Origin of the sequence: Romboutsia lituseburensis (assembly GCF_024723825.1) — a bacterium.
Taxonomy (GTDB): domain Bacteria; phylum Bacillota; class Clostridia; order Peptostreptococcales; family Peptostreptococcaceae; genus Romboutsia_F; species Romboutsia_F lituseburensis_A.
In genome coordinates this window covers 274,651-295,721 of sequence record NZ_JANQBQ010000001.1, presented here as the reverse complement: position 1 = coordinate 295,721, position 21,071 = coordinate 274,651, and the positions used below count along the sequence as shown (strand labels likewise).

Here is a 21,071-nt window from a genome sequence, read left to right as displayed (position 1 = left end):
TTTTAGTTATTGTATTATATTTTTATATTAAATTAATTTCCTCAACATCATTTATAGTTATATGTTCTAAGAAATTATTTAAAGCATCTTCATGTTTTTTAATAGTTTCTTCAGATGGTTTTTGTATGTGATTATAAGTAAAGTATACTAATATAGCCATTTGTGCTGTCAATCTATTTTCAGCTTCATCAAATATTACAGATTCACTACCATTCATAACTTCTCTTGTACATTCTCTTTGATCATTAGCTGGTAGGCAGTGCATAAATAAAGCATCCTTACCTGCCATATTCATGATATCTTGAGTAACTACATACTTAGGCATGAATGTAGTTAGCCTTTCTTCTTTTTCATCTTCTTGCCCAAACCAGTAGAAACTATCTGCAACAACTATATCAGAACCTCTAACAGCCTCAATATCGTCTGTAACTATTAATTCTCCACCTGATGTTTCACAATTTTTTATAGCTATATCTTGCCACTCTTTAGGCATTTGATATTTTTTAGGTCCTATATGCTTATACTTCATACCTAATTGAGTACATATAAATGCTAGTGATGAGCATACATTGGTTGCGTCTCCCATAAAACTTACCGTTAAATCTTCTAACTTTTTACCTTTAGGTAAATGTTCTATCATAGTAAATACATCTGCTAACATTTGAGTTGGATGTAGCCAATCACATAGTCCATTTACAACTGGAACTGTTGAATACTCTGCAAGCCCTGCTACTGTAGAATGTTTATCCACTCTAGCCATCATCATATCAACCATTCTTGATAAAACCTTTGATGTGTCTTCTAGACTTTCTTTAGCTCCTAAATGTATATCCTTTGGTGATAAAAATAGAGCATGACCTCCAAGTATAGTAGCTGCCGTTTCAAAAGATACCCTTGTTCTTGTTGATGGCTGCTCAAATATCATCGCTATTGATTTTCCTTTAAATAATTGAGGAACTGCATTGTCTTTTCTAGCTTCTTTTAAAAGTCTCATTAACTCAAATAACTCTAATAATTCTTTTTTACTTAAGTCTTGTGTATCTAAAAAATGTCTTAATCCTTTCTTGTTAAGATCTGTTGCACTTGATACTGGTAATTTCATAATAATTTCCCCCTTATATTTTAATAACTTTTTATATTTAAATTTTTATATTTTTTAATATTGATAATGAAATAATTTAAGCTTTAGGTTGCTGTTGAGTTATACAATGAATGTTTCCTCCACCAAGAAGAATCTCTCTAGCATAAACTCCTACTATTTTTCTATTAGGAAAACAACATTTAAGTGTCTCTATCGCTTTTTCATCATTAGGGTCATTAAATAGTGGTAATACTACTCCACCATTTGCTATATAAAAGTTTGCATAAGATGCTGCCAAACGATCTCCTTCTTGTCGTGGTAAAGTTCCATCTATAGCATCAACACCTTCACTTTCTTCTTTTGTTATCAATATATTCGAAGGCAGCATTAGCTTTACAACTTCAATATTTCTACCTTTTGCATCTGTTTCATTACTTAAAATTTCATAAGCTTTTTGACATATTTCATATTGTGGATCATTTTTATCATTAGTCCAAGCCAAAACAACTTTTCCTGGTGCTACATAATGTATGATGTTATCTACATGGCCATTAGTTTCATCATTGTAAATTCCTAGTGGTATCCAAATAATCTTTTCAAGATTTAAGTATTCTTTTAATACATCTTCTATTTCGTCTCTTGATAGATCCGGATTACGACCTTCACTTAATAAACATTCTTCAGTAACTATTAAAGTACCCTCACCATCAACGTGTATAGATCCACCTTCTAATACAAAATCGTCTAATCTATATCTATCTCTTTGTTCTATTTCACATACCTTTCTAGCTACATGATCATCTTTATCCCATGGGAAATATAATCCATCTACTAAACCACCCCATGCATTAAATGACCAGTCAATACCTCTTACTTCTTTTCCATTAGTTACAAAAGTAGGTCCACAATCACGAATCCAGGAATCATTATTAGATATTTCAACTAGTCTTACATTTTCTGGTAACATATTTCTAGCATTATCATATTGTTCATTACTTACACATACAGTAACTGATTCAAATTCACTAATAGCTTTGGCTACTTCTACAAATACCTTTTGAGCAGGTTTTGCACCAAGTCTCCAGTTGTCAGTTCTCTCTGGCCATATTATCCAGCATCCATCATGTGGTTCAAATTCTCCTGGCATTCTAAATCCATCTGTTTTTGGAGTAGAGTTTAAAGTTTTCATTATATTCCCTTCCCTTCTTTTTTATTATTTCTATTTTTATCTCTGATTAAAAACTCTCCTATTATGAAGAAAATAATTGAGCCTATTGTTATCGGTAATGTTTCAGATAAAGCTTCTTTTTCAAAGCTAAGTGGAATAGCTATAAAAATTATAGATATAATAATCATAACCATAGGAAGTATTGCTAAAATTTTTAATATAAAATTACTTCCACTAACTTTAAATGGTCTTTCTCTGTCTGGATCTATTTTTCTAAGTTTTAAAAATGCAGGAAATACTGGTAAATATGCTGCTAAGAACATTACAAGATTTAATGCAAAGAAACTCCAGAATAAATCTTGGTTAGGTAAAAACATAGCTAATAATACTACAGCTGATGCTACTATTCCATTCATTATTGCTGCACCTGTTGGCATATCATTTTTTTTACTCTTTTTAGCAAATACCTTGGGCATATCTCCATTTAAAGCCGCATAACAAGCAACATTATTTACACCAAGTGACCAAGAAATCATATTTCCAAATAAGCTTAATAAGAATAAAATACTCATAACTGATATAAACATTCCACCACTTTTACCAGTCAATAGTTGTAAACTATCTATCAATCCACTACTAGTACTTACTTCTGCTGTTGGTATTGCAACGCCTATCCCAAATGCTGAAAAAATATATATTGCTGCTATTACAATTCCCCCTACAATAATAGCTTGCGGGATTTGTTTTTTAGGATTTTCCATATCATCTGCAAAAGTACATACAACTTCAAATCCTAAGAAGTTAAATAATATAACTGAAATAAAAGATAAGCTGTTTAAATCAAATGATGGAAGCAAATACTCTAATGTATATTCATTTGCAACTCCATGATTTATAGCTCCATATATACCAAGCCCACCTACTACTACTGCTAATAAAACTTTAATAACTGCTGCGCCATTTAATATCCAAACGCTATCACATACTGGATAAAAACTAATAGCTACTACAATCCATATAAATGCTAGTTCAATAATTAATGAAGGTACTAATCCTACTTCACATCCAAATACAATACCTAATATTTCTGGGAAAATTACTGCTAATGATGCCATCCATAAAGGAAAATTAATCCAATAATACCAAGAAGCTCTACCTCCCCATCTTTTTCCAAATGCCTTTCTAATCCAATCATATAAACCACCCTCACCATTATAAGTAGTTCCTAATTCAGAAGATATAAGACCATAAGGTAAAAGAAACGTTAGCATCAAGAATATCCACCAAAAGTATTGGGAATTTCCTATAGCAGCTACAGGAGCTGCTGCCTCTGCAACAAATACTACACAAATTACTGATAAGATAGCATCTGTTAACTTAAACTTTTTCTTGTTTTGAATTTGGTTCATTTTTTATCCCCTCTTAAAATTATTCTTTTATATCAAGTTTGCTAACAACCAACCTGCTTACAACTCAATGATAGTGACTAAACCCATAAGTTTAGAATCTATCTTTTCTAATACTTTAGGTATTATTTATTTATAGCTAAGTTTTTTTGTCTAATCATATCTAAACTTACCTTCTGTATAAGTTGTATTAAATTTATAGCTATAGTAAACTTATTATATATAGGTACTAAAAATTGGTAGAAAGGTGGTGGTCCCATGGATATTACACTTTTTATTTATAATATTTTTCTAATAATTTTATATACATGTGCGATTGTGTATTCTTTTCATTTGAATGTATGTAAGAAACAACCTTTATATTTAGCTATAAACGTTATGTTTGTATTGTTTATACTTGATAATGTAATCATTTATATGACAGAGTTTTTCGATAAGTTTTCTAGCTTCTATGACCTGCAGTTTATGACTATCCCCTCTTTTAAGACATTAATTATGATGTCTATTGTAATAGTTTATTTTCTAATCCAAAAGTATACATTAAATAAAAGCTTTACAACGCTAGATTATTTAATGCTTGCACTACTTTCAATATGTGTTTTATTTATTCCTTTAGCGCTTAATGGTGCTCTTATGGTGTGGAGTTATTACCTACCTTATCAGCTTATAACAATTTATTTAAGCTTAGTTGGCCTTAAATACATAAAAAGCAATTCTGATTTATTAAATAAAAACCCCTACATGAATTTATATAAAAAAGTACTTAAATACACATTAATATTTTCATTTCTAATTATTATCGAAGATACTATTGTTATTTTTTCATTCGATGTATACTCAGATATATTAGTTAAAATCAACAATAGAAGTGTATCTGAAGATATATTAACTATTATTTATTCGGTATATGCTATTAAGTACTGCTCTACCAAAATTAATTCGTTATTAAAAGTAGAAAATAATGTTTCTAGTGAAACTAAAGATATAGATATTATTGACTATGGGTTTTATGAATTTGTACAACACTATAATTTAACTAATAGAGAGCAAGATATATTGAAACTGTTGTTACAAAATAAAAATAATCAGGAAATTAGTGAAAACCTATTTATATCAATTGGAACAGTTAAGACTCATATACATAATATTTTTCAGAAAGTGGATGTGACTAAAAGGAATATGTTAATCGATATCTATAAAGAATTTATTTTAAATATTTCAAACTCAAAACCTGAGATTTGATTTTTATAACAAAAAATCCTATATAGTTATACACATTAAGTGTATTTACTATATAGGATTTATTAAACCTAATTATTTACTATTATTGTTGAATTGTCGTCTGACTTTTTTCCTTTGCATTACTCTTTTTAGCCATTGCAGGTAATATTAAACCTATACCTACTAATACTATAGGAGTTAGAAGATTTAAAGCTACTTTAAACATCCATTCTGAACTAAATGCAGCTACATCTGTTGGAAACATACCCATGATACATGCAAATGCAGTAAATACAAAGCACCATAAGCCAATTATAAATCCAGCTTTATCACTTTTTACAAACTTATAATCAGTTTTAAATTTGCTACTAGCTTTCTTAAGTCCCATATAAGCTAAGAATACCCATAAGTATCTCATTGGCATAACAACAGCATTTAGCTTAGTTAATGTAATGAATAACTCGTTTGTATTACCTATTCCTAAAGCTGGAACTATTATTAATATAGAAACTAATATAGCAGTCATTATGTAACCATTTACTAATACACCATTTTTATTAGTCTTTGATAAAGACTTTGGTATAAAGTTTGAATCAGCTTCAGATAATAGAACTCTAAGTGGAGCATCTATTGAGAATACTAAAGCAGATAATTGAGCAGCTGTATTTGCTAATGCATATATTATAACAAATATACTACCTAAACCAAAATGTTCTCCTAATAATTGGAATGCATAATATGCACCGTTCATCATTAAGTCTTCTGGTATTTCATTAGCATTGAATATCATACCCATTGCTACTGAACCTAAAAGAGCACAAACTGCAACCATTCCAGCTAAAACTAACATTCCTTTTGGGAAGTTTTTAGATGGGTCTTTAGTGTTGTTTACATATGGAGCTATCTTTTCGCATCCACCAACTGCGAACACTAACATTGCTAAAGTCGTTAAGTAGTTAAAATCAAATTTAGGTATAAATGAGTTCATTGTTATATTTGGAGTTGCAACCTTTCCAGTTATAGCTGGAGCTGCTAGTCCTAAAACTATAAATAATAATGACATAACAAACATTGACGTACCTGCAATGTTACCAATAACCTTTAGTGTCTTAACACCCTTTGTTGATACATATAAAAATACTAGGAATATTACCAACACAATTGATTGTAATAACATCGGATTTAATTCTTTTAAAGTTATCGCTAACTCACCTGATGGGTTAATTGCCCAAGAAAGAGCTATCATAAGCCCTAGTGGTTTTTGAGCTAAATAAGGAATGTGTACAACCCAATATGTCCATCCTGCCATAAAAGCAAGCATAGGTGTTGTAGTTGATTTTATCCAAGCTGATACACCACCTTGAGAATCCTTAAAAGCAGAACCTAGCTCCCCTACCATCAATGTATATGGTACAAAATATAGTCCTATCATAAGTACCCATGAAAATACTACTGTAAGACCTTGTGTTGCGAAGTTTAGTACGACATTACCAAACCCCCATACCATGACAAACCCCATAAGGGCTATATTTCGCCATGTTAAATTTCTGTTTTGATCTGACATGCTATTCCCTCCAAAAATTTGATTAAGTTGCTATTGTGCTATTAAATTTAAAAATGTTCATTTTCAATATAATTATAATCATGCTTTACTGTTAAGACAATGTTTTAAGTTCGTCATTTTTCTATCTTTTTTTACTTTTTATCCTAAATTATCTAATTATTGCCTTAACTTTATTATCAAAATGATACAAAAATGTTCATAGACAATTTTTCTATATAGAAAAATCACTTTACCCATACTAAATTTTTTATATGTATTTTTATGATTTATTGCATATAACATAATAAAAATTAACCATATTATCATTTTGTTTTAAAAAATAAATTTTATATTTTTTTTAAATTTACATATATTATTTTATTTTTTATTTTATTTTTATTTTAAATTTTTGTTAAATTTTATTAATTTATTTTTAGTTTCTCGCACAACAAGTACAAATTATAATAACTTATATCCTAAGGATGTAGTAACCTAAAAAAATTTCAGCCAATAGAAGACCTGATATGCTTTATCTCTAAACAATTAAAATCCAAAATAGATAAAGGGTTAAAGGATATGAAGTTAGGTCAAGGTCAAACCTTAACTATAATGTAAAATGCGAGATAACCTATGCAAAAAATAATATATGATCTCTTTACTTTTTAAATTATTTAGATATAAATATATCAATTAAAATGAAAATTTACTATACTATAAATATACTAATTATAACAAAATAATTAAAAGAAAGGTATTGAGTATATGAGTTTATTAAAAAAAGCTATGGCAAATGTTTTAGGAGTTGGTGGTGCTAAGGTAGATGCGATTTTATCTAATCAAAATACTACTCCTGGTGGAAATGTAGAAGGATATATTAATATATGTGCAGGTCAAGTAATACAAAAAATAAAATCTGTATCTATTAATGTAAAAACCAAGTACAAAAAAGAATCTGACGATAAAGAGTTTAACGTAGATTATACTATCCAAAAATTTAATATTAATGTAAATAAAGAATTTCAACCTGGCGAAGAAGCTAAGATACCATTTAGCTTTAACTTAGATTTAAATTGCCCTATTACTAAAGGCCACTCTACTATATGGCTATCTACTAGATTAGATATTGAAAATGCAGTTGATAATTTAGATGGTGACAAATTATTAGTTTTACCTAATGCAAGTATAAAAAATATTCTTGAAGCAGTTGATAAATTAGGTTTTAGAATGAGAGAAGTTGAAAATGTTTATGATAAATATGGATTTAGTAATCACAAATTTGTACAGGAATTTGAGTATTATCCAAGCCCAAGTTTTAGATCAAAACTTGATGAACTAGAAGTTGTCCTTGTTTCTGATTTAAATGGTATAAATGTATTTTTACAAATTGATAGAAGAGCTAGAAACTTAGGAAGTAGCATATTAGAAAAGTTAAGCTTAGATGAATCTAATGTAAGAATTCATTTTAACCATAATGAGTTAAATAATGTTGATTATATCTATGATGAAATTTTAAATACTTTAAAAAAGTATTCTTAATATAGATCACCCCCTACCTAACATTTTAATAGGCATTGGGGGTGTTTGTTATTTTATATAAAGTCTATTTAATATTACCTTTAATGCAGTTAGCTCAGCTTTATCTTTACATCTTTTACAAGATGTTGCCATCTTAGTTTCTTTTATCATATCTTCAACACTATTACATCCATTTTCTTTAGCTTTTATTAAATCTTTAACTGTTACGTTAAAGCAACCACATACTCTTTCATTAACGTCCATAAGATACCTCCAAATTTAAGATATATATTATTTATACCCAAAAGGTTCTTATATACACTTTTATCTTAGAATATTGGAATTGTGTAATTCTCCTAAAAAAATACAAAACATCAAATTTGTATTATAGATTATACAGATTTAATATTTTGTATTTTTTTAATTTAATATTTCACTATTTAAATTGATTATATATGTCTTGAACGAATTTCTCAAAATTTTCTCTTTGTGTGTGTTTATTACCTTCATAAATTTCTAAGGAAGATATTGATTCATTTAGCTTATTGCTATCTAAATTTTTCATCTTGTTGTATTTTCCATTTTCATATAAATATTTTAAAGTTTCACCTATATCCAAAAGAAAATCATAATGCTTTGTATTAGAAAATCCAGGATTTTTAGATTTATCACCTAATTCTCCAAAAAATACTGATTTACAAAGCCAACCTTTTATGGCAGTTCCATCTAATGTAGTATTAGATAAAATATAGTTTATATAATCTGTAAACTCATTAAACTCTCCTTCTTTTAACTTTATACCTACAATAGGATACCAAAGCCCCTTAACTTTACCATCATTAGTTCCTGATGATCTATAATAAGCTAGAGTTACATTTTCTATACCATAATTAAATTTCATTTTAACATTTATTAATCCTATCGCTCTAAAAGGCCTTTTAGAATATTGATTTACTCTAAAGCTATCTTTATCCATTTCTAATATTTGGTTTACATTTGCCACAATACACATCTCCAGTTAAAATTTAATTAAATTTCAAAAATAAAACATATAGCCTTAACTTTATCGTATAGCCATATGCTTTATTTTTAATTTATAACATCTTTAAAGTTTTTCTTTATTTCATCTATACTTTTATAGAACCCTTCAATACCCATTAATTTTTTTAAAAATAAACACTCTTTTTCATTTAAATCAAGTTCTTCAAACCAAGGTCTTTCACCTAAATTACTTTCTTTATAGCATGATGAATAATATAGATGTACTAAAAAATCTGCAATATACCAATAATCTATTTCTTTTACATATTTTTTATCATCTATATACCTTGCTAGTCCAAAATCAATTAATTTTAATTTATTATTTTTATCTAAGATTATATTTGGAGTTCTTAAATCTCTGTGAATTATGTTATTCTTTTGAAGTATTTCAACTATATCTATTAATTGAATAGCTATATTATATATTTCTTCTTTGCTAAATTCATACTCATCTTCATTTAATATATCTTCAAAATCTTTTCCTTCTATATACTCTAATACATATATTAAATTACTTTCGTGATCAAACTTTTCAATAAATTTTGGAAATCTATTATCCTTTAATTTTTTTAATATTTCTTCTTCATAAAATAGCTTTTTTCTTGTAGCTTCTAGTATTTCATTTTTTAGTTGTTTTAGTACATATTTTTTTAAGTCTATACCTTGAGCTAAATATGCTATTCCATATTTACCTTCCCCTATTATTTTTAGTATATTGTATTTATCAATATTGTCGTTAGGATTATAACGCTTATCTATGACTTCACCTCCAATTATGCACTATATGGCTTGCTATTTGATACATTTGACTTAGATCCATTTTTAGATGCACTTGATTGAGAACCACTTTTAGATGCTTTTGATTTTCCTAGTCTTTTATAATGGCTAGATCCTTGATATGATTGTTCTTTTAAAGACTGCACAGACTTCACCTCTTATATTATTTTTATATCTTATTAGATTATATGAGGTGTTGTTATTGTGTGTTACATTTTAATTTATATTGTATGATTTTGTTTTTGTTTATGTGCAAAAATCCCCTAAAGTTTTTACACTTTAGGGGATTAGATTTATACTACTTGTTTTAAGTATGTTATACCTACAACATTATTTTTATCGTATGTTATACCATCTTCTCCAAATCCATATGCAAGATTTACAATAAAATCACCCTGACTTGAAGTATAACGTATGATTCCTGTACCAACATCTTCTTTGCCTATATAATCAGTTTCACTTTCTTTTTTTATATCATCAGGTAATACTTTTTTTACAAGTTCTATTGCCTCATCATAAGTTACCCTTATGGGATTTACTTCAGATGCAAATGAAAAAGCTTGTAATACTTCCTTATATTTTTTATCATTTAGTGGTTCTTCAGTTTGCATAGGATTCATTTGAGCTATGCCTTTTTTAAACTCAAATAAGTATGTTGACATATTTTCATCATACTTATAGTTTAAATCTTTTTTATTTATAGTTTCATAACTTTTTAATACTTCATCATTTGATTTTACTTCTTCTCCGTATTCATCATATGGTCTTTTATTTTCATCAAATACCATTTCTTCTTTTACTTGTTTCGGCTGTTTTTGTTGTATTTCCTCTTTTTTTGTACATCCTACCATTAAAATGATTGTTGTTAATAATATTGCCAATTTTAATTTCATCTATCTTACTCTCCTATATATGTTTATATATAACTTACCCTGTAGTTAATTATTTATCCATTAGCATTGTATACAAAGTAAAATCTTAAGTAAGTTGTTTATATATTTTTTACAAACTCATCATATTCATTCTTTTTAGATTCAATTATATCATTTAAATCATTTCTATTATTTTTTAATCTTTTTAAAATGTTCTCAACCTTCACCTCTAAAATACATATATTGTCATAAGAATCCGTTATATGCTTATCTACTGATAAGTCAGTAAATATATTATCAAAGAAAATATCAAAAGTCTTTGTTGAGCTAGAAAAATTAATTCCACTAATATTTACATCTTTTAATTCCTTATTAAAAGATTTTATTAAATTTGAAATTTTAGATAAGTGCCATTGCACATCATCAATTTTACTATGTTTAGCCATATAACTTAGTAAATCACCACCAAATATATCAAAAGTACTCCAAGCCTTTGCTGATGCTAATAACTTTTTGGCAACTCTCACTTCATCTAATAATTCATTTCCAACATAAATAGATTCATCAACTTCTTTCATCTCTTTTATATACATATCAATATTTTTTTCAATATATATAATTTTATTTTTTGTACTCTCATCGCCATAAACATTTATTAACTCAATTTTTTTCTTTAATAAATTAGCATATATAGCCTCATACTTTGATAAATCGTTTAATCTACTTGTTATATTACTAATATTAGATTTTATTAAATTTACATTAGATTGACACTTATCATATTGAAGCTTTGCCATTACATATTCCTTTTCTTCTTTTTCCATCTTATCTGCTTTGTTTCCTGCTACTGTATATATTAAATTTGATAAAGATAGTTTTTTTAAATTATCTACGTCCTTTTTTTCTTTCCTAAGATTGTTTTCTAAATTAGTTAGCTCTTCTTCAGCTGTTTTAAGTTCTAATTTTAAGCCATTTAATTTATTTTCTAATACGTACTTTTTCGCTACTTCATTTTTTGCATTATTTATTTGTATATTTATTTGGTCTAACATATTTTCCCCCTATTAAATCCTATTTTTATTATAATTATATAAAATTTACATTATATGTAATTATTAAATTTGATTATATTCTAACATGATATACTCTTATATTCCAATTACAAAGTGGTTTCATTTAATTACATCCTTAGAACAAGCTCTGCTAAAAATAAAAAAGCCTTGGAATACTCCACGGCTTTTTTATTTGCTATTCATTAATTTAATTGACTTAGCATTTAAAATTTTCAGATTATTTAATCTAATTTTTTATAACTATTTAATATACCTATATTATATATTATATAGAAATATTAAATAATAGTTGAATTTAATTTTATAATAAATTATTAAACTAATTAGGTATATTAGCTATTTTCTATAATTATAATATTGACTACACTGCATTATTTCTTTCTTGATGTTTTTCTTTTTTCTTTAGCTTAACTTGTGGTTCACTTGGTAATCCAAACTTTGGTATAAATCTATCAAGCCCTGTTAATGTTAATAGAAGTATTGATCCAACTGTAACAAATGCCATAATATTATACTTTATAATATCAGTTGCTACGAATTGATGAAGTGGATATACTGCACTTAATATACCTACATAGAATCCTATATAAACATGCCATGGTATTAATTGAGAACCAAATACTCCTAGAGAACTTGAAAATGTTGCATTTCTTAATCGTAATTGGTATAAATCTTCTTCACTACCATCTACATTCTTTTCAACTAACTCTTTAATTATAGGCCCTACTGTAACAATTTGAGCCATTTCATCAGCAAGTGCAGCATTTCCTGCTAAGCATAATAAACCATTCATAGCCATTAATTGTTTTACACTTCTAGCAAGATACATAACTAAATTTGATAATGGTTCGAAAGCTTTCATTTTAGACATTATTCCACCAAATGCTCCTACCCACATCATCATAACTATGACCCAAGAACCTGCTTCTTTAAATCCTCCCATCATTAATTTTAAAAATTCATTTAAAGACCCTACAGTTCCTGCAAAACTACCAAGCAAGAATGATGATGCTATACCAACAGACAGACAAACTAATGTAGGTAATCCCTTAATTGCTACCACTAATACTAGTATAAGTGGTATCGCCATATAATACGGTACCCCTTCTTTTACTTGATTTAATAATTCTACTGCCGATGGTCTTGCAGCTTCTAAATCAATCATTACTTGAGGTGGTATCTGATTTATAGCAGCTGAAGCATTTGTAGCTTCAGTAGGCAATCCCATAGTTACACTTAGTACAAATATAGCAACAACTGTTATTGCTAAACAGATTAGAGACCAAGGTCCTTGAGATTTAATTCTATCTATTACCTCAACATCCTGTATCCCAGAACTTACAACTGTTGTATCTGAAATAAGTCCAATATTATCTCCAAAACAAGCACCTCCAGCAATTGATGCAGTTGTTAATAATATATTCCCACCAACCATATGGTTTAGCCATAAAAATATTGGAGCACATGCTGCAAAAGTCCCCCATGATGTTCCAGTAGCTACTGAAAGTACAGCAGTAACTAAAAATGAAACAACTGCAACAGTTCTTCCTGTTACACCTAAAGAAAGCGCTATATTTACTAAAGAAGCGCCTACTCCTGTAGACATAAATGCTTCAGCCATTGCATATGCAAGCATTAGTATGAAGAAAACTAAATTTAACTCTTTTACATTATCAACTGCACAATCAACTAAATCATTAAACTTAAACTTATCTGTTATTGATGCTACAATAAATGCATATATTGTAGCTATTGGTGCTGCTATTAAGCAGTCTACTTTAAACATCATTAAACCTGCCAGTACAAATACTGGTGAAAACTTAAATAGTCCAACCCAAAACCCCATAAGGTGAGCCTCCTTGATATTTTTGTATAATTTTGATAGTTTTTTTATTTACACTATTCCTTATACTATCAATTATTTTATAGACTTATGTACTAATGTATTCTACATAGTACATAAGTCTTTTAATTATAACTTTAAGATACCATTTTATTGATATTTAAAGAATAATTTAACATATTGTTAGTAAATATTATAGTTTTGGTAATTGCTAATATACTAGTTTAAATTTATTATATTAAATCTCTATTAACTAATTCTTCTACAAAGAAACTTCCAACATCTTGTGCAAACTTACCTGGTCCAAATCCTGCATCATATCCTAGTTCTTTTGCAAGTTCATGATTTATTCTAGGTCCTCCACAAAGAAGTACAACTTTATCACGAAGACCTTCTGCTTCTAATAATTCTACTAAGTTAGTTAAGTTTTCTATATGGATATTCTTTTGAGTTACAGTCTGAGAAACTAATAGTACATCTGCTTTAAGCTCTACTGCTTTTTTTATAAATTCTTCATTTGGAACTTGGCTGCCTAAGTTGTATGCTTCTATTCCTTCATATCTTTCTAATCCATAGTTTCCTGCATAACCCTTCATGTTCATTATTGCATCTATACCAACAGTATGTGCATCTGTACCAGTACTAGCTCCAACTACTACTACATCTCTTTTTATATTTTCTTTTATATAATTTTCTATTTCATATTTATCCATTGTATTTTCTTGTGCTACTTCTACATGTATATCTTCATAGTTTACACCTTTTTCTAAACTTCCATATGCTACATAGAATGTAAATTCACTATCTAGTGCTTTATGATGAGCAACATTTATCTCAGAAAGCCCCATATTTTTAGCTGTAAGTTTTGCAGCTTCTATACCTTTTTCATCATCCTTTACAGGCAATGTAAAACTCACTTGCACCTTAGCATCATTTAAAGTATCTCCATATGGTTTTACATTTTTTAAATCAAGGTTCTTATCGTATTCCTTATTTTCCATTGAATATAATCCGCTCATTAACAGCTACCCCCTAACACTAAATCTTTTTCTAACATTAACTCTACGAATGGATTGAAGTATACATTTTCTTTTATAACAACTCCATCTAGTCCTTTTCCACCATCAACTGGTCTCTTTATTCCAGCAAACTTTCCTTGTTCTAATGTTTTAAATAATCCTTCTTTTTCTATTTCAGCTATTAAATCATATGCATTATGTAAAACTTCATTAACTCTAGTGCACATAATACCATCTTTCTTAAACTCTATTTCACTACCTAAGTCTTTCATAGTATTAAATATATATTGAGCATTGTCTATAGATAGAGCTCTATCTGATATAAATGGTGTATGTATAGCCTCTGTAAGCATTCCTAATAAATGAAGCTTTTGACCTGTCATTATTGTTACCATATTAAATAAGGCATCTTGAACTTGACCTTTAAATATATCTCCAGTCATAAATTTAGTAGGCGGCATATATTTAAGTGGAGCTTTAGGGAATATTTCTCTAGCCATTTGAGCTTGAGCTAATTCATATAAGAATCCATTTTCAACATCTGGACTTATTTCAAATGCATGGCCTAGACCCATTTGCTCCTCTGGAAGTCCTGCTATTAAAGCAAACTGCTCATTTATAAATTGTGATGCAAGTACAGTATGTGCTTCTTCTACTGCATCTGCTGTTGTTAAGTAGTTATCCTCTCCAGTATTGATTATAACTCCAGCATATCCATTTATTATTCTTGAGAAGTATTGATCTATCATAGTTCTCTTCATATTTATATCTCTAAATAATATTCCATATAATGCATCATTAAGCATAACATCTAATCTATTTTGAGCTCCTAATGCTGCTATTTCTGGCATACATAATCCTGAACAGTAGTTACAAAGTCTTATATACCTTCCTAATTCTTTTCCAACATTGTCTAGCGCTTCTCTCATTAATCTAAAGTTTTCACCTGTTGCAAAAGTTCCTCCAAATCCTTCAGTAGTAGCACCATATGGTACAAAGTCAAGTAAACTTTGTCCTGTTGTTCTGATAACTGCTATTATATCTGCTCCTTGCTTAGCAGCAGCTACTGCTTGAGTAATGTCTTCGTATATATTACCTGTTGCAACTATTAGATATAAATATGGACCAGTTTTATCTCCATACTCATTTAAAAACGCTTCTCTCTTATTTCTATTTTCTTTTATTTGATTTACACTTTTTTTAGCTATTTCATTTATTTTAAGCTTAACTTCAAATACATCATTTTCCTTAAGTGAAGTTAAGTCTAATTCCCCTTTAGATACTTTTTCTGCTATTTCTTGTGGATTAAGCCCTGTGTTTATCATAGCATTACCTATGTAATAAGCAACACCCATTCCTAAAGATCCATTATTAGAATTTTTTATACTATCTACAACTATATTTGGAAGCGGTACACCAAATTCATCTACACCGTCTATTCCAAGTAATCTTAGTATACTTCTTTCAACAGTTACTGTAGTGTGCTTGTTTATAAATTCTTGTGTATCTAATGCTATGTTTTGTGCTGATTTACGAGCTTTCTCAACTATACTGAAATCTAAATTTAACTTACTCATATTATCCCCCTTGGCTTCCTATTTACTTAATTTATTTGCTATATTAATTATTTCATTATCAAGACCCAATAATTTACATATATTTATAGCATCTTTTGGAACTTTAGTTTCTTTGCTTACTTTTTCCATTCTATAGTCCATATACTCTTGAAGTATTTTTACTCCATTTGAACTTTTATCTCTACCTATCTTTAAATCTATTTGACGTTTTAATCCTTCAAAGTTTACATTTTTTAATCCTATTACCTGGTAATAGTCAACATCACTAATATCTATATCATCCAAGTGAGTAGATATTAAGCTTATGGAATTATACTTTTTAAAGTATTCACATATTGATTTTAAAAGTAATCTACCTTCTACTGGATTAGTTCCTCTCGCAAATTCATCTAATGCTATGAACCCATCTCTTATTTTAATAAGCTTTGTTATTTCTTTTAATTTTATTATCTCTGCTCCAAAGGTACTTAAACCTTTGTTTATATCTTGCATATCGTCACTTACTAAATATATAAAGTCTAATATGCATAAATCAGCTTCCTTAGCAAATACAAAAAATCCACATTGGAATAAGTATAAATTAAGCGCTATGGTTTTCATACTTACACTTTTTCCACCCATATTAGCTCCACTTATTATAGTTATTTTCTTGTCAATTTCTATACTTATTGGTATGTATTGCTTTCCTTGTGAATCTAAAAGTTTTTGAAGATTTGGATTTACTAGATCTTTAAAATAAATTTTATTTTCTTCATTTATATTTGGCTTTATAGCATTGTACTTTATTGCTAAATCAGCTTTTGCAATAAGTAGATCTAATTTCCCTATATTTTTTATATTTCCTTTTATATCTATTAAATAATTGTATAGTTCTTCAGTTAAAGCTTTCCTTATTTTTAGGACTTCTTGATCTTCTTGAATAACTATCTCAAGTCTTTTCTTTTTTAATATTTCTATAGTTTCTATATCTGTTGAGCTAAATATTTCTTTTTCTACGTTAAGCTTATTTTGCCTTATACGCAATAATCGTTTACTATAAGCACCATATATTTGAAAAGTTGTTAGCTTCAAATCATCTGGATCTAATAGCTTTGCAATCTTATCTAAGCTCTTAAAGTTTATATAATCTACATTTATATTCAACTGTAAATAATATTGCATTATTTTATTAACATTTATAGCAAAGTTTTTAATTTCAAATAACTCTAATTCATCCAATACATTTTTATTTTCTAATCTTATAATTGTATTTTTAATATTTTTGACTTTGCAAAATTCATATTGTATATTATCATACACCACTTTGTTTTTATTTAAGCTACTAATCATACTTTCAACATAGCTCAGTTCTTTTATCAATTTAAACTTATTTTCTTTTTTATATATCTTAATATTACCTTTTTCTATTTCTCCATATGGTGTAATCGTATTTACTTCGTGTGTTATAAATGACTTAATATGATCACCTTCTTGTTCCTAAAAGCTTATTTTCTAAAAATTCATTACATTAAATACTTTTATATCAGTCTTACTTTGTATAGTATCTATAAAATATTTTTCATCAAAGCTATAACCTTCTATTGAAGTTGGATTTATACTTATGCCTATTAGATTTACTTTGTTTATTGCTCTAATTTTACCTTTAAGCTTTATAAATTTTTCAAATACGTCTTTTTCTAAAAATATCTTTGTACTATCCTCAACTAATATAGTGATATTTTTGTAATCTTTCCCACTTTTTAGCATTGTATTTATAAAGTCATCAGTAACTATTCCATTAAAAACTATATATTTAGTATTATCATCTATACTATCTATAATTTCTTTTGAAGAGCTTAAAGTTGTATTAATATCTAAGCTTTTATACGTATAATCATTATTTACTACGCTAACCTTTTTAGAATTTATATTTTCATAAACTTCATAAAATTTATTATCATTAACTTTATCAAGGTTTAAAATATTAGCTTCATATACAATTTTTTCTATAGCCTTATTAATATCTTTATTTATTACAGCTCCACTACAAAATATAGTTGATTCTGTTATTGATGGTGATCCTAATGTTTTTCTAGATAAAGCTCCATCCACTATACTCAAATCTGCTCCATAATACTTTAGTCTATCACATATATATTTTATCTGAGTATTTATAGATGGACCTGCAAGTTCTATATATCCATCGCTTAATGATTTAAATATAACTATATTTCCCAGGGGCGTTGTTATGTTTGTTAGTTCTAGAATTTCTTTTGTTATATCACTTCCTAAAACTAAACTACTGGCTGTGGCTATTATTGTATTTTTGTTTACATATATTCTAGGTTTATAAGTATTAGTAACTGCATCTACACCTTCTCCATCTACTCCAATTGAAGTAAGGCCTAGTATTATGTTTTTACTTATACACTCTTTAAGTATGTAATTTAAGGTAGTAGTTTTTCCAACATTCTTATAATTGCCTATAATCGACATACTTTTATATTTTAGTATTTCTCTTAATTTATTCATATCTTATTCCTTATAAATTTAATATCATTTCAATAAGCGATGTATACTTTTATTAGTAAAAGATACTATAGAGTTAATTCTATAATATCTTTTACTTTTTAGTTTTTATATTAACCTAATTGAGCAGATAACTCTCTTTTCTTTCTATCTAATTCAGTTGGTTCAAGTGTCATTCTTTCATTATTTAAAAGTCCAGCTACACCTACCTTATGAACTTCTTTTTCTCCTCTACAAACTTCACATTGACATGTGTGGCTGTAATTGTGTGGCTCTGTATATGTTGTTATAACACCTTCAAAGTTTCTAAGTATTACTTTATCATGACTTTGAGATATTACATAGTTTGGCATAACTGGTGTTTTACCACCACCACCTGGTGCATCTACAACAAATGTTGGTACACAGTATCCTGATGTATGACCTCTTAATCCTTCTATTATTTCTATACCTTTAGAAACAGGAGTTCTAAAGTGCTCTATACCGTTAGATAAGTCACATTGATAAATGTAGTATGGTCTAACTCTTATTTTTACTAAATCGTTAACTAATTTTTTCATAACGTGCATACAGTCATTTACTCCACGTAATAAAACACTTTGGTTTCCTAGAGGTATACCTGCGTTTGCCATTTTTTCACAAGCTTCTCTAGATTCTTTTGTTATTTCATTTGGATGGTTGAAGTGAGTATTTAACCATATTGGATGGTATTTCTTAAGCATATTCACTAAACCATCAGTTATTCTTTGAGGCATAACTACTGGAGCTCTACTTCCTATTCTTATTATTTCAACGTGTGGTATTTCTCTTAATTTACTTATTATGTATTCTAATCTTTCATCACTCATTAAAAGTGCATCTCCACCTGATAATAATACGTCTCTTATAACTGGTGTATTTCTTATATATTCTATAGCTTTATCTATTCTATCTACTGGTTGAGCTCCATCATTTTGCCCAGCAAATCTTCTTCTTGTACAGTGTCTACAATACATTGCACATTGGTCAGTTATTAATAATAATGCTCTATCTGGGTATCTATGAGTAAGTCCTGGTACTGGTGAATCTCCATCTTCATGAAGTGGATCATCTAAGTCAGCTTGAGAAACTTTAAGTTCTGATGATACTGGTATTGCTTGCTTTCTTATTGGATCATTTGGGTTTGAAGGATCAATTAATGATAAGTAGTATGGAGTTATACTCATTCTTAAAGTTTTAAGACATTCGTGAACTCCTTGTTCTTCACTTTCTGTAAGTGGTATATACTTTTTAAGTTCTTCAACAGTTGTTATTCTGTTTTTAACTTGCCAATTCCAGTCATTCCATAATTCATTGCTAACATCTGTAAATATTTTTCTTTCCATGATTATTTCCCCCCTAATTATACGTATAATTTTTTAAATATATTTCTTAAAGTTTCACTTTCTCTTAATGCTGTTAATGTAACATCTGCATGCCCTTTAGTGTATCCATTCCCTATTATCATATCTACATCTTTACCAACACCTTCAGCTCCAAGTGCTGCTTTTGTAAATGCAGTTGCCATTGAGAAGAAGTATACTATTCCTCCATCTCTAACTGGTAATATTGTACTCATTTCTGTGTTAGAAACGTTTACACAGTTTATAGATAAATCTACTTCTTTACCCTCGTTTACTTCTAATACTTTATTTAAAACTGCATTAGGATTTTGAGCATCTACTATTATTGCTTCATCAACAAGATCATTTTCTTTTATAAAATCTGCTTGTTCCTTATTTATTACAAGCCCTATTACCTTACCTGTTTTACCTGCTTTTTTTCTAGCTTCATAACAGCAAAGCATTCCTGACTTACCTGCAGCCCCTAGTATTAAAACACTTTGACCTTCTTTAACTAACTTTTGAGTTTGAGCAGGTGCTCCTGCTACATCTAAAGCAGCTAGTGCTAATGTTTCTTCCATATCTGTTGGTAATTTTGCGTATATCCCACTTTCAAATAAAACCGCTTTCCCTTTGATTTCAACTCTATCTATATCTGATTTTATATCTATTATTTCTTCTATCTTTAATGGTGTTAATGATAAAGAAACAAGTGTAGCTATCTTATCCCCTACTTTTAGATCTATCTTTCCTTCTAAATCAGAACCTATTTTTTCTATAGTTCCTATTAACATTCCTCCAGAACCCGTTACTGGATTTTGCATTTTACCTTTTTCTTCTACTATTTCTAATATTTTTGCTTTTATTTTTTCTACATCATGATTACACTCTTCTTCTATTTGAGTGAAACTTGCTGAATCTATGTTTAAAGCTTGAACATCTATTAATATTTCATTATCATATATATTCATATCATTGCTTATTTTTTTAGCCGGTTGAGGTAAAACGTTCTCCTTTATTACTCTATGTGTCCCATACTTGCATCCTCTCATCTTTATATCCCCCT

20 protein-coding genes are annotated in these 21,071 nt (G+C 28.3%); 2 read left to right on the top strand and 18 right to left on the bottom strand.

The features are described from left to right. Nucleotides 1-22 precede the first annotated feature (22 nt). The 4 genes from ptcA to NWE74_RS01410 all read right to left on the bottom strand — a co-directional run bounded on the left by ptcA (nucleotide 23) and on the right by NWE74_RS01410 (nucleotide 3,915). On the bottom strand, nucleotides 23-1,102 hold the full coding sequence (ptcA, locus tag NWE74_RS01425) for a putrescine carbamoyltransferase (protein ID WP_258241463.1): 1,080 nt from the start codon (nucleotides 1,100-1,102) through the stop codon (nucleotides 23-25). Between the two features lie 76 nt (nucleotides 1,103-1,178). Beyond that, complete coding sequence (aguA, locus tag NWE74_RS01420; RefSeq protein WP_258241462.1) at nucleotides 1,179-2,270, bottom strand: agmatine deiminase; 1,092 nt, start codon at nucleotides 2,268-2,270, stop codon at nucleotides 1,179-1,181. Then, on the bottom strand, nucleotides 2,270-3,658 hold the full coding sequence (locus NWE74_RS01415) for an APC family permease (RefSeq protein ID WP_258241461.1): 1,389 nt from the start codon (nucleotides 3,656-3,658) through the stop codon (nucleotides 2,270-2,272). Before NWE74_RS01415 ends, aguA begins: the two co-directional genes overlap by 1 nt. A gap of 122 nt (nucleotides 3,659-3,780) precedes the next feature. Beyond that, entirely contained in the window at nucleotides 3,781-3,915 is a 135-nt protein-coding gene (locus NWE74_RS01410) for a hypothetical protein (RefSeq protein ID WP_258241460.1), read from the bottom strand. Between NWE74_RS01410 and NWE74_RS01405 the strand changes: the two genes are divergently transcribed. Beyond that, nucleotides 3,914-4,897, top strand: a complete 984-nt coding sequence (locus tag NWE74_RS01405; RefSeq protein ID WP_258241459.1) for a response regulator transcription factor — start codon at nucleotides 3,914-3,916, stop codon at nucleotides 4,895-4,897. The genes NWE74_RS01410 and NWE74_RS01405 overlap by 2 nt on opposite strands. Nucleotides 4,898-4,979: 82 nt before the next feature. Here the strand turns inward: NWE74_RS01405 and NWE74_RS01400 are convergent, their stop codons facing one another. Next, nucleotides 4,980-6,440 carry an APC family permease gene (locus tag NWE74_RS01400; protein ID WP_258241458.1) on the bottom strand — a complete coding sequence of 487 codons (1,461 nt, stop codon included), beginning with the start codon at nucleotides 6,438-6,440 and terminating at the stop codon, nucleotides 4,980-4,982. A gap of 741 nt (nucleotides 6,441-7,181) precedes the next feature. On the opposite strand from NWE74_RS01400, the gene NWE74_RS01395 reads away from it, so the two are divergent. Continuing rightward, nucleotides 7,182-7,955, top strand: a complete 774-nt coding sequence (locus NWE74_RS01395) for a sporulation protein (protein WP_258241457.1) — start codon at nucleotides 7,182-7,184, stop codon at nucleotides 7,953-7,955. Nucleotides 7,956-8,003: 48 nt separating this feature from the next. Here NWE74_RS01395 and NWE74_RS01390 read toward each other — a convergent pair whose 3' ends face one another. The 13 genes from NWE74_RS01390 to NWE74_RS01330 form a co-directional block, all read right to left on the bottom strand. Then, nucleotides 8,004-8,198, bottom strand: a complete 195-nt coding sequence (locus tag NWE74_RS01390) for a (2Fe-2S)-binding protein (protein ID WP_258241456.1) — start codon at nucleotides 8,196-8,198, stop codon at nucleotides 8,004-8,006. Nucleotides 8,199-8,370: 172 nt separating this feature from the next. Beyond that, a complete protein-coding gene (locus NWE74_RS01385) occupies nucleotides 8,371-8,937 on the bottom strand; it encodes a hypothetical protein (RefSeq protein ID WP_258241455.1) in 567 nt (188 codons plus the stop codon). Between the two features lie 86 nt (nucleotides 8,938-9,023). Then, a complete protein-coding gene (locus tag NWE74_RS19240; RefSeq protein WP_258244402.1) occupies nucleotides 9,024-9,689 on the bottom strand; it encodes a protein kinase domain-containing protein in 666 nt (221 codons plus the stop codon). A gap of 59 nt (nucleotides 9,690-9,748) precedes the next feature. Continuing rightward, a complete protein-coding gene (locus tag NWE74_RS01375) occupies nucleotides 9,749-9,898 on the bottom strand; it encodes a hypothetical protein (RefSeq protein ID WP_258241454.1) in 150 nt (49 codons plus the stop codon). Between the two features lie 147 nt (nucleotides 9,899-10,045). Then, nucleotides 10,046-10,645, bottom strand: coding sequence for a hypothetical protein (locus tag NWE74_RS01370; protein ID WP_258241453.1), 600 nt, complete (start codon nucleotides 10,643-10,645; stop codon nucleotides 10,046-10,048). A gap of 98 nt (nucleotides 10,646-10,743) precedes the next feature. Beyond that, entirely contained in the window at nucleotides 10,744-11,676 is a 933-nt protein-coding gene (locus NWE74_RS01365) for a hypothetical protein (RefSeq protein ID WP_258241452.1), read from the bottom strand. Nucleotides 11,677-12,058: 382 nt separating this feature from the next. Next, nucleotides 12,059-13,543, bottom strand: a complete 1,485-nt coding sequence (locus tag NWE74_RS01360; RefSeq protein ID WP_258241451.1) for a Na+/H+ antiporter NhaC family protein — start codon at nucleotides 13,541-13,543, stop codon at nucleotides 12,059-12,061. Between the two features lie 230 nt (nucleotides 13,544-13,773). Beyond that, complete coding sequence (locus tag NWE74_RS01355; RefSeq protein ID WP_258241450.1) at nucleotides 13,774-14,559, bottom strand: OAM dimerization domain-containing protein; 786 nt, start codon at nucleotides 14,557-14,559, stop codon at nucleotides 13,774-13,776. Continuing rightward, nucleotides 14,559-16,136 (bottom strand): lysine 5,6-aminomutase subunit alpha, encoded by a 1,578-nt coding sequence (locus NWE74_RS01350; RefSeq protein ID WP_258241449.1) that lies wholly within the window; start codon nucleotides 16,134-16,136, stop codon nucleotides 14,559-14,561. The genes NWE74_RS01355 and NWE74_RS01350 overlap by 1 nt, the downstream gene beginning before the upstream one ends. An 18-nt stretch (nucleotides 16,137-16,154) precedes the next feature. Continuing rightward, nucleotides 16,155-17,495 carry a MutS-related protein gene (locus tag NWE74_RS01345; protein WP_258241448.1) on the bottom strand — a complete coding sequence of 447 codons (1,341 nt, stop codon included), beginning with the start codon at nucleotides 17,493-17,495 and terminating at the stop codon, nucleotides 16,155-16,157. A gap of 132 nt (nucleotides 17,496-17,627) precedes the next feature. Further along, entirely contained in the window at nucleotides 17,628-18,647 is a 1,020-nt protein-coding gene (locus tag NWE74_RS01340; protein WP_258241447.1) for a hypothetical protein, read from the bottom strand. Nucleotides 18,648-18,757: 110 nt separating this feature from the next. Next, a complete protein-coding gene (gene ablA, locus NWE74_RS01335; protein ID WP_258241446.1) occupies nucleotides 18,758-20,008 on the bottom strand; it encodes a lysine 2,3-aminomutase in 1,251 nt (416 codons plus the stop codon). 17 nt (nucleotides 20,009-20,025) lie between these two features. Next, nucleotides 20,026-21,057 (bottom strand): L-erythro-3,5-diaminohexanoate dehydrogenase, encoded by a 1,032-nt coding sequence (locus tag NWE74_RS01330; protein WP_258241445.1) that lies wholly within the window; start codon nucleotides 21,055-21,057, stop codon nucleotides 20,026-20,028. Nucleotides 21,058-21,071: the final 14 nt, after the last annotated feature.

Bases quoted from the DNA above. Each gene is read 5' to 3' on its own strand.
- NWE74_RS01400 (WP_258241458.1), bottom strand. From the start codon at position 6,440: ATGTCAGATCAAAACAGAAATTTAACATGGCGAAATATAGCCCTTATG.
- NWE74_RS01395 (WP_258241457.1), top strand. From the start codon at position 7,182: ATGAGTTTATTAAAAAAAGCTATGGCAAATGTTTTAGGAGTTGGTGGT.
- aguA (WP_258241462.1), bottom strand. From the start codon at position 2,270: ATGAAAACTTTAAACTCTACTCCAAAAACAGATGGATTTAGAATGCCA.
- NWE74_RS01330 (WP_258241445.1), bottom strand. From the start codon at position 21,057: ATGAGAGGATGCAAGTATGGGACACATAGAGTAATAAAGGAGAACGTT.
- NWE74_RS01405 (WP_258241459.1), top strand. From the start codon at position 3,914: ATGGATATTACACTTTTTATTTATAATATTTTTCTAATAATTTTATAT.
- NWE74_RS01340 (WP_258241447.1), bottom strand. From the start codon at position 18,647: ATGAATAAATTAAGAGAAATACTAAAATATAAAAGTATGTCGATTATA.
- NWE74_RS01365 (WP_258241452.1), bottom strand. From the start codon at position 11,676: ATGTTAGACCAAATAAATATACAAATAAATAATGCAAAAAATGAAGTA.
- NWE74_RS01390 (WP_258241456.1), bottom strand. From the start codon at position 8,198: ATGGACGTTAATGAAAGAGTATGTGGTTGCTTTAACGTAACAGTTAAA.
- ptcA (WP_258241463.1), bottom strand. From the start codon at position 1,102: ATGAAATTACCAGTATCAAGTGCAACAGATCTTAACAAGAAAGGATTA.
- NWE74_RS01410 (WP_258241460.1), bottom strand. From the start codon at position 3,915: ATGGGACCACCACCTTTCTACCAATTTTTAGTACCTATATATAATAAG.
- NWE74_RS01415 (WP_258241461.1), bottom strand. From the start codon at position 3,658: ATGAACCAAATTCAAAACAAGAAAAAGTTTAAGTTAACAGATGCTATC.
- NWE74_RS01360 (WP_258241451.1), bottom strand. From the start codon at position 13,543: ATGGGGTTTTGGGTTGGACTATTTAAGTTTTCACCAGTATTTGTACTG.
- NWE74_RS01355 (WP_258241450.1), bottom strand. From the start codon at position 14,559: ATGAGCGGATTATATTCAATGGAAAATAAGGAATACGATAAGAACCTT.
- NWE74_RS01370 (WP_258241453.1), bottom strand. From the start codon at position 10,645: ATGAAATTAAAATTGGCAATATTATTAACAACAATCATTTTAATGGTA.
- NWE74_RS01350 (WP_258241449.1), bottom strand. From the start codon at position 16,136: ATGAGTAAGTTAAATTTAGATTTCAGTATAGTTGAGAAAGCTCGTAAA.
- ablA (WP_258241446.1), bottom strand. From the start codon at position 20,008: ATGGAAAGAAAAATATTTACAGATGTTAGCAATGAATTATGGAATGAC.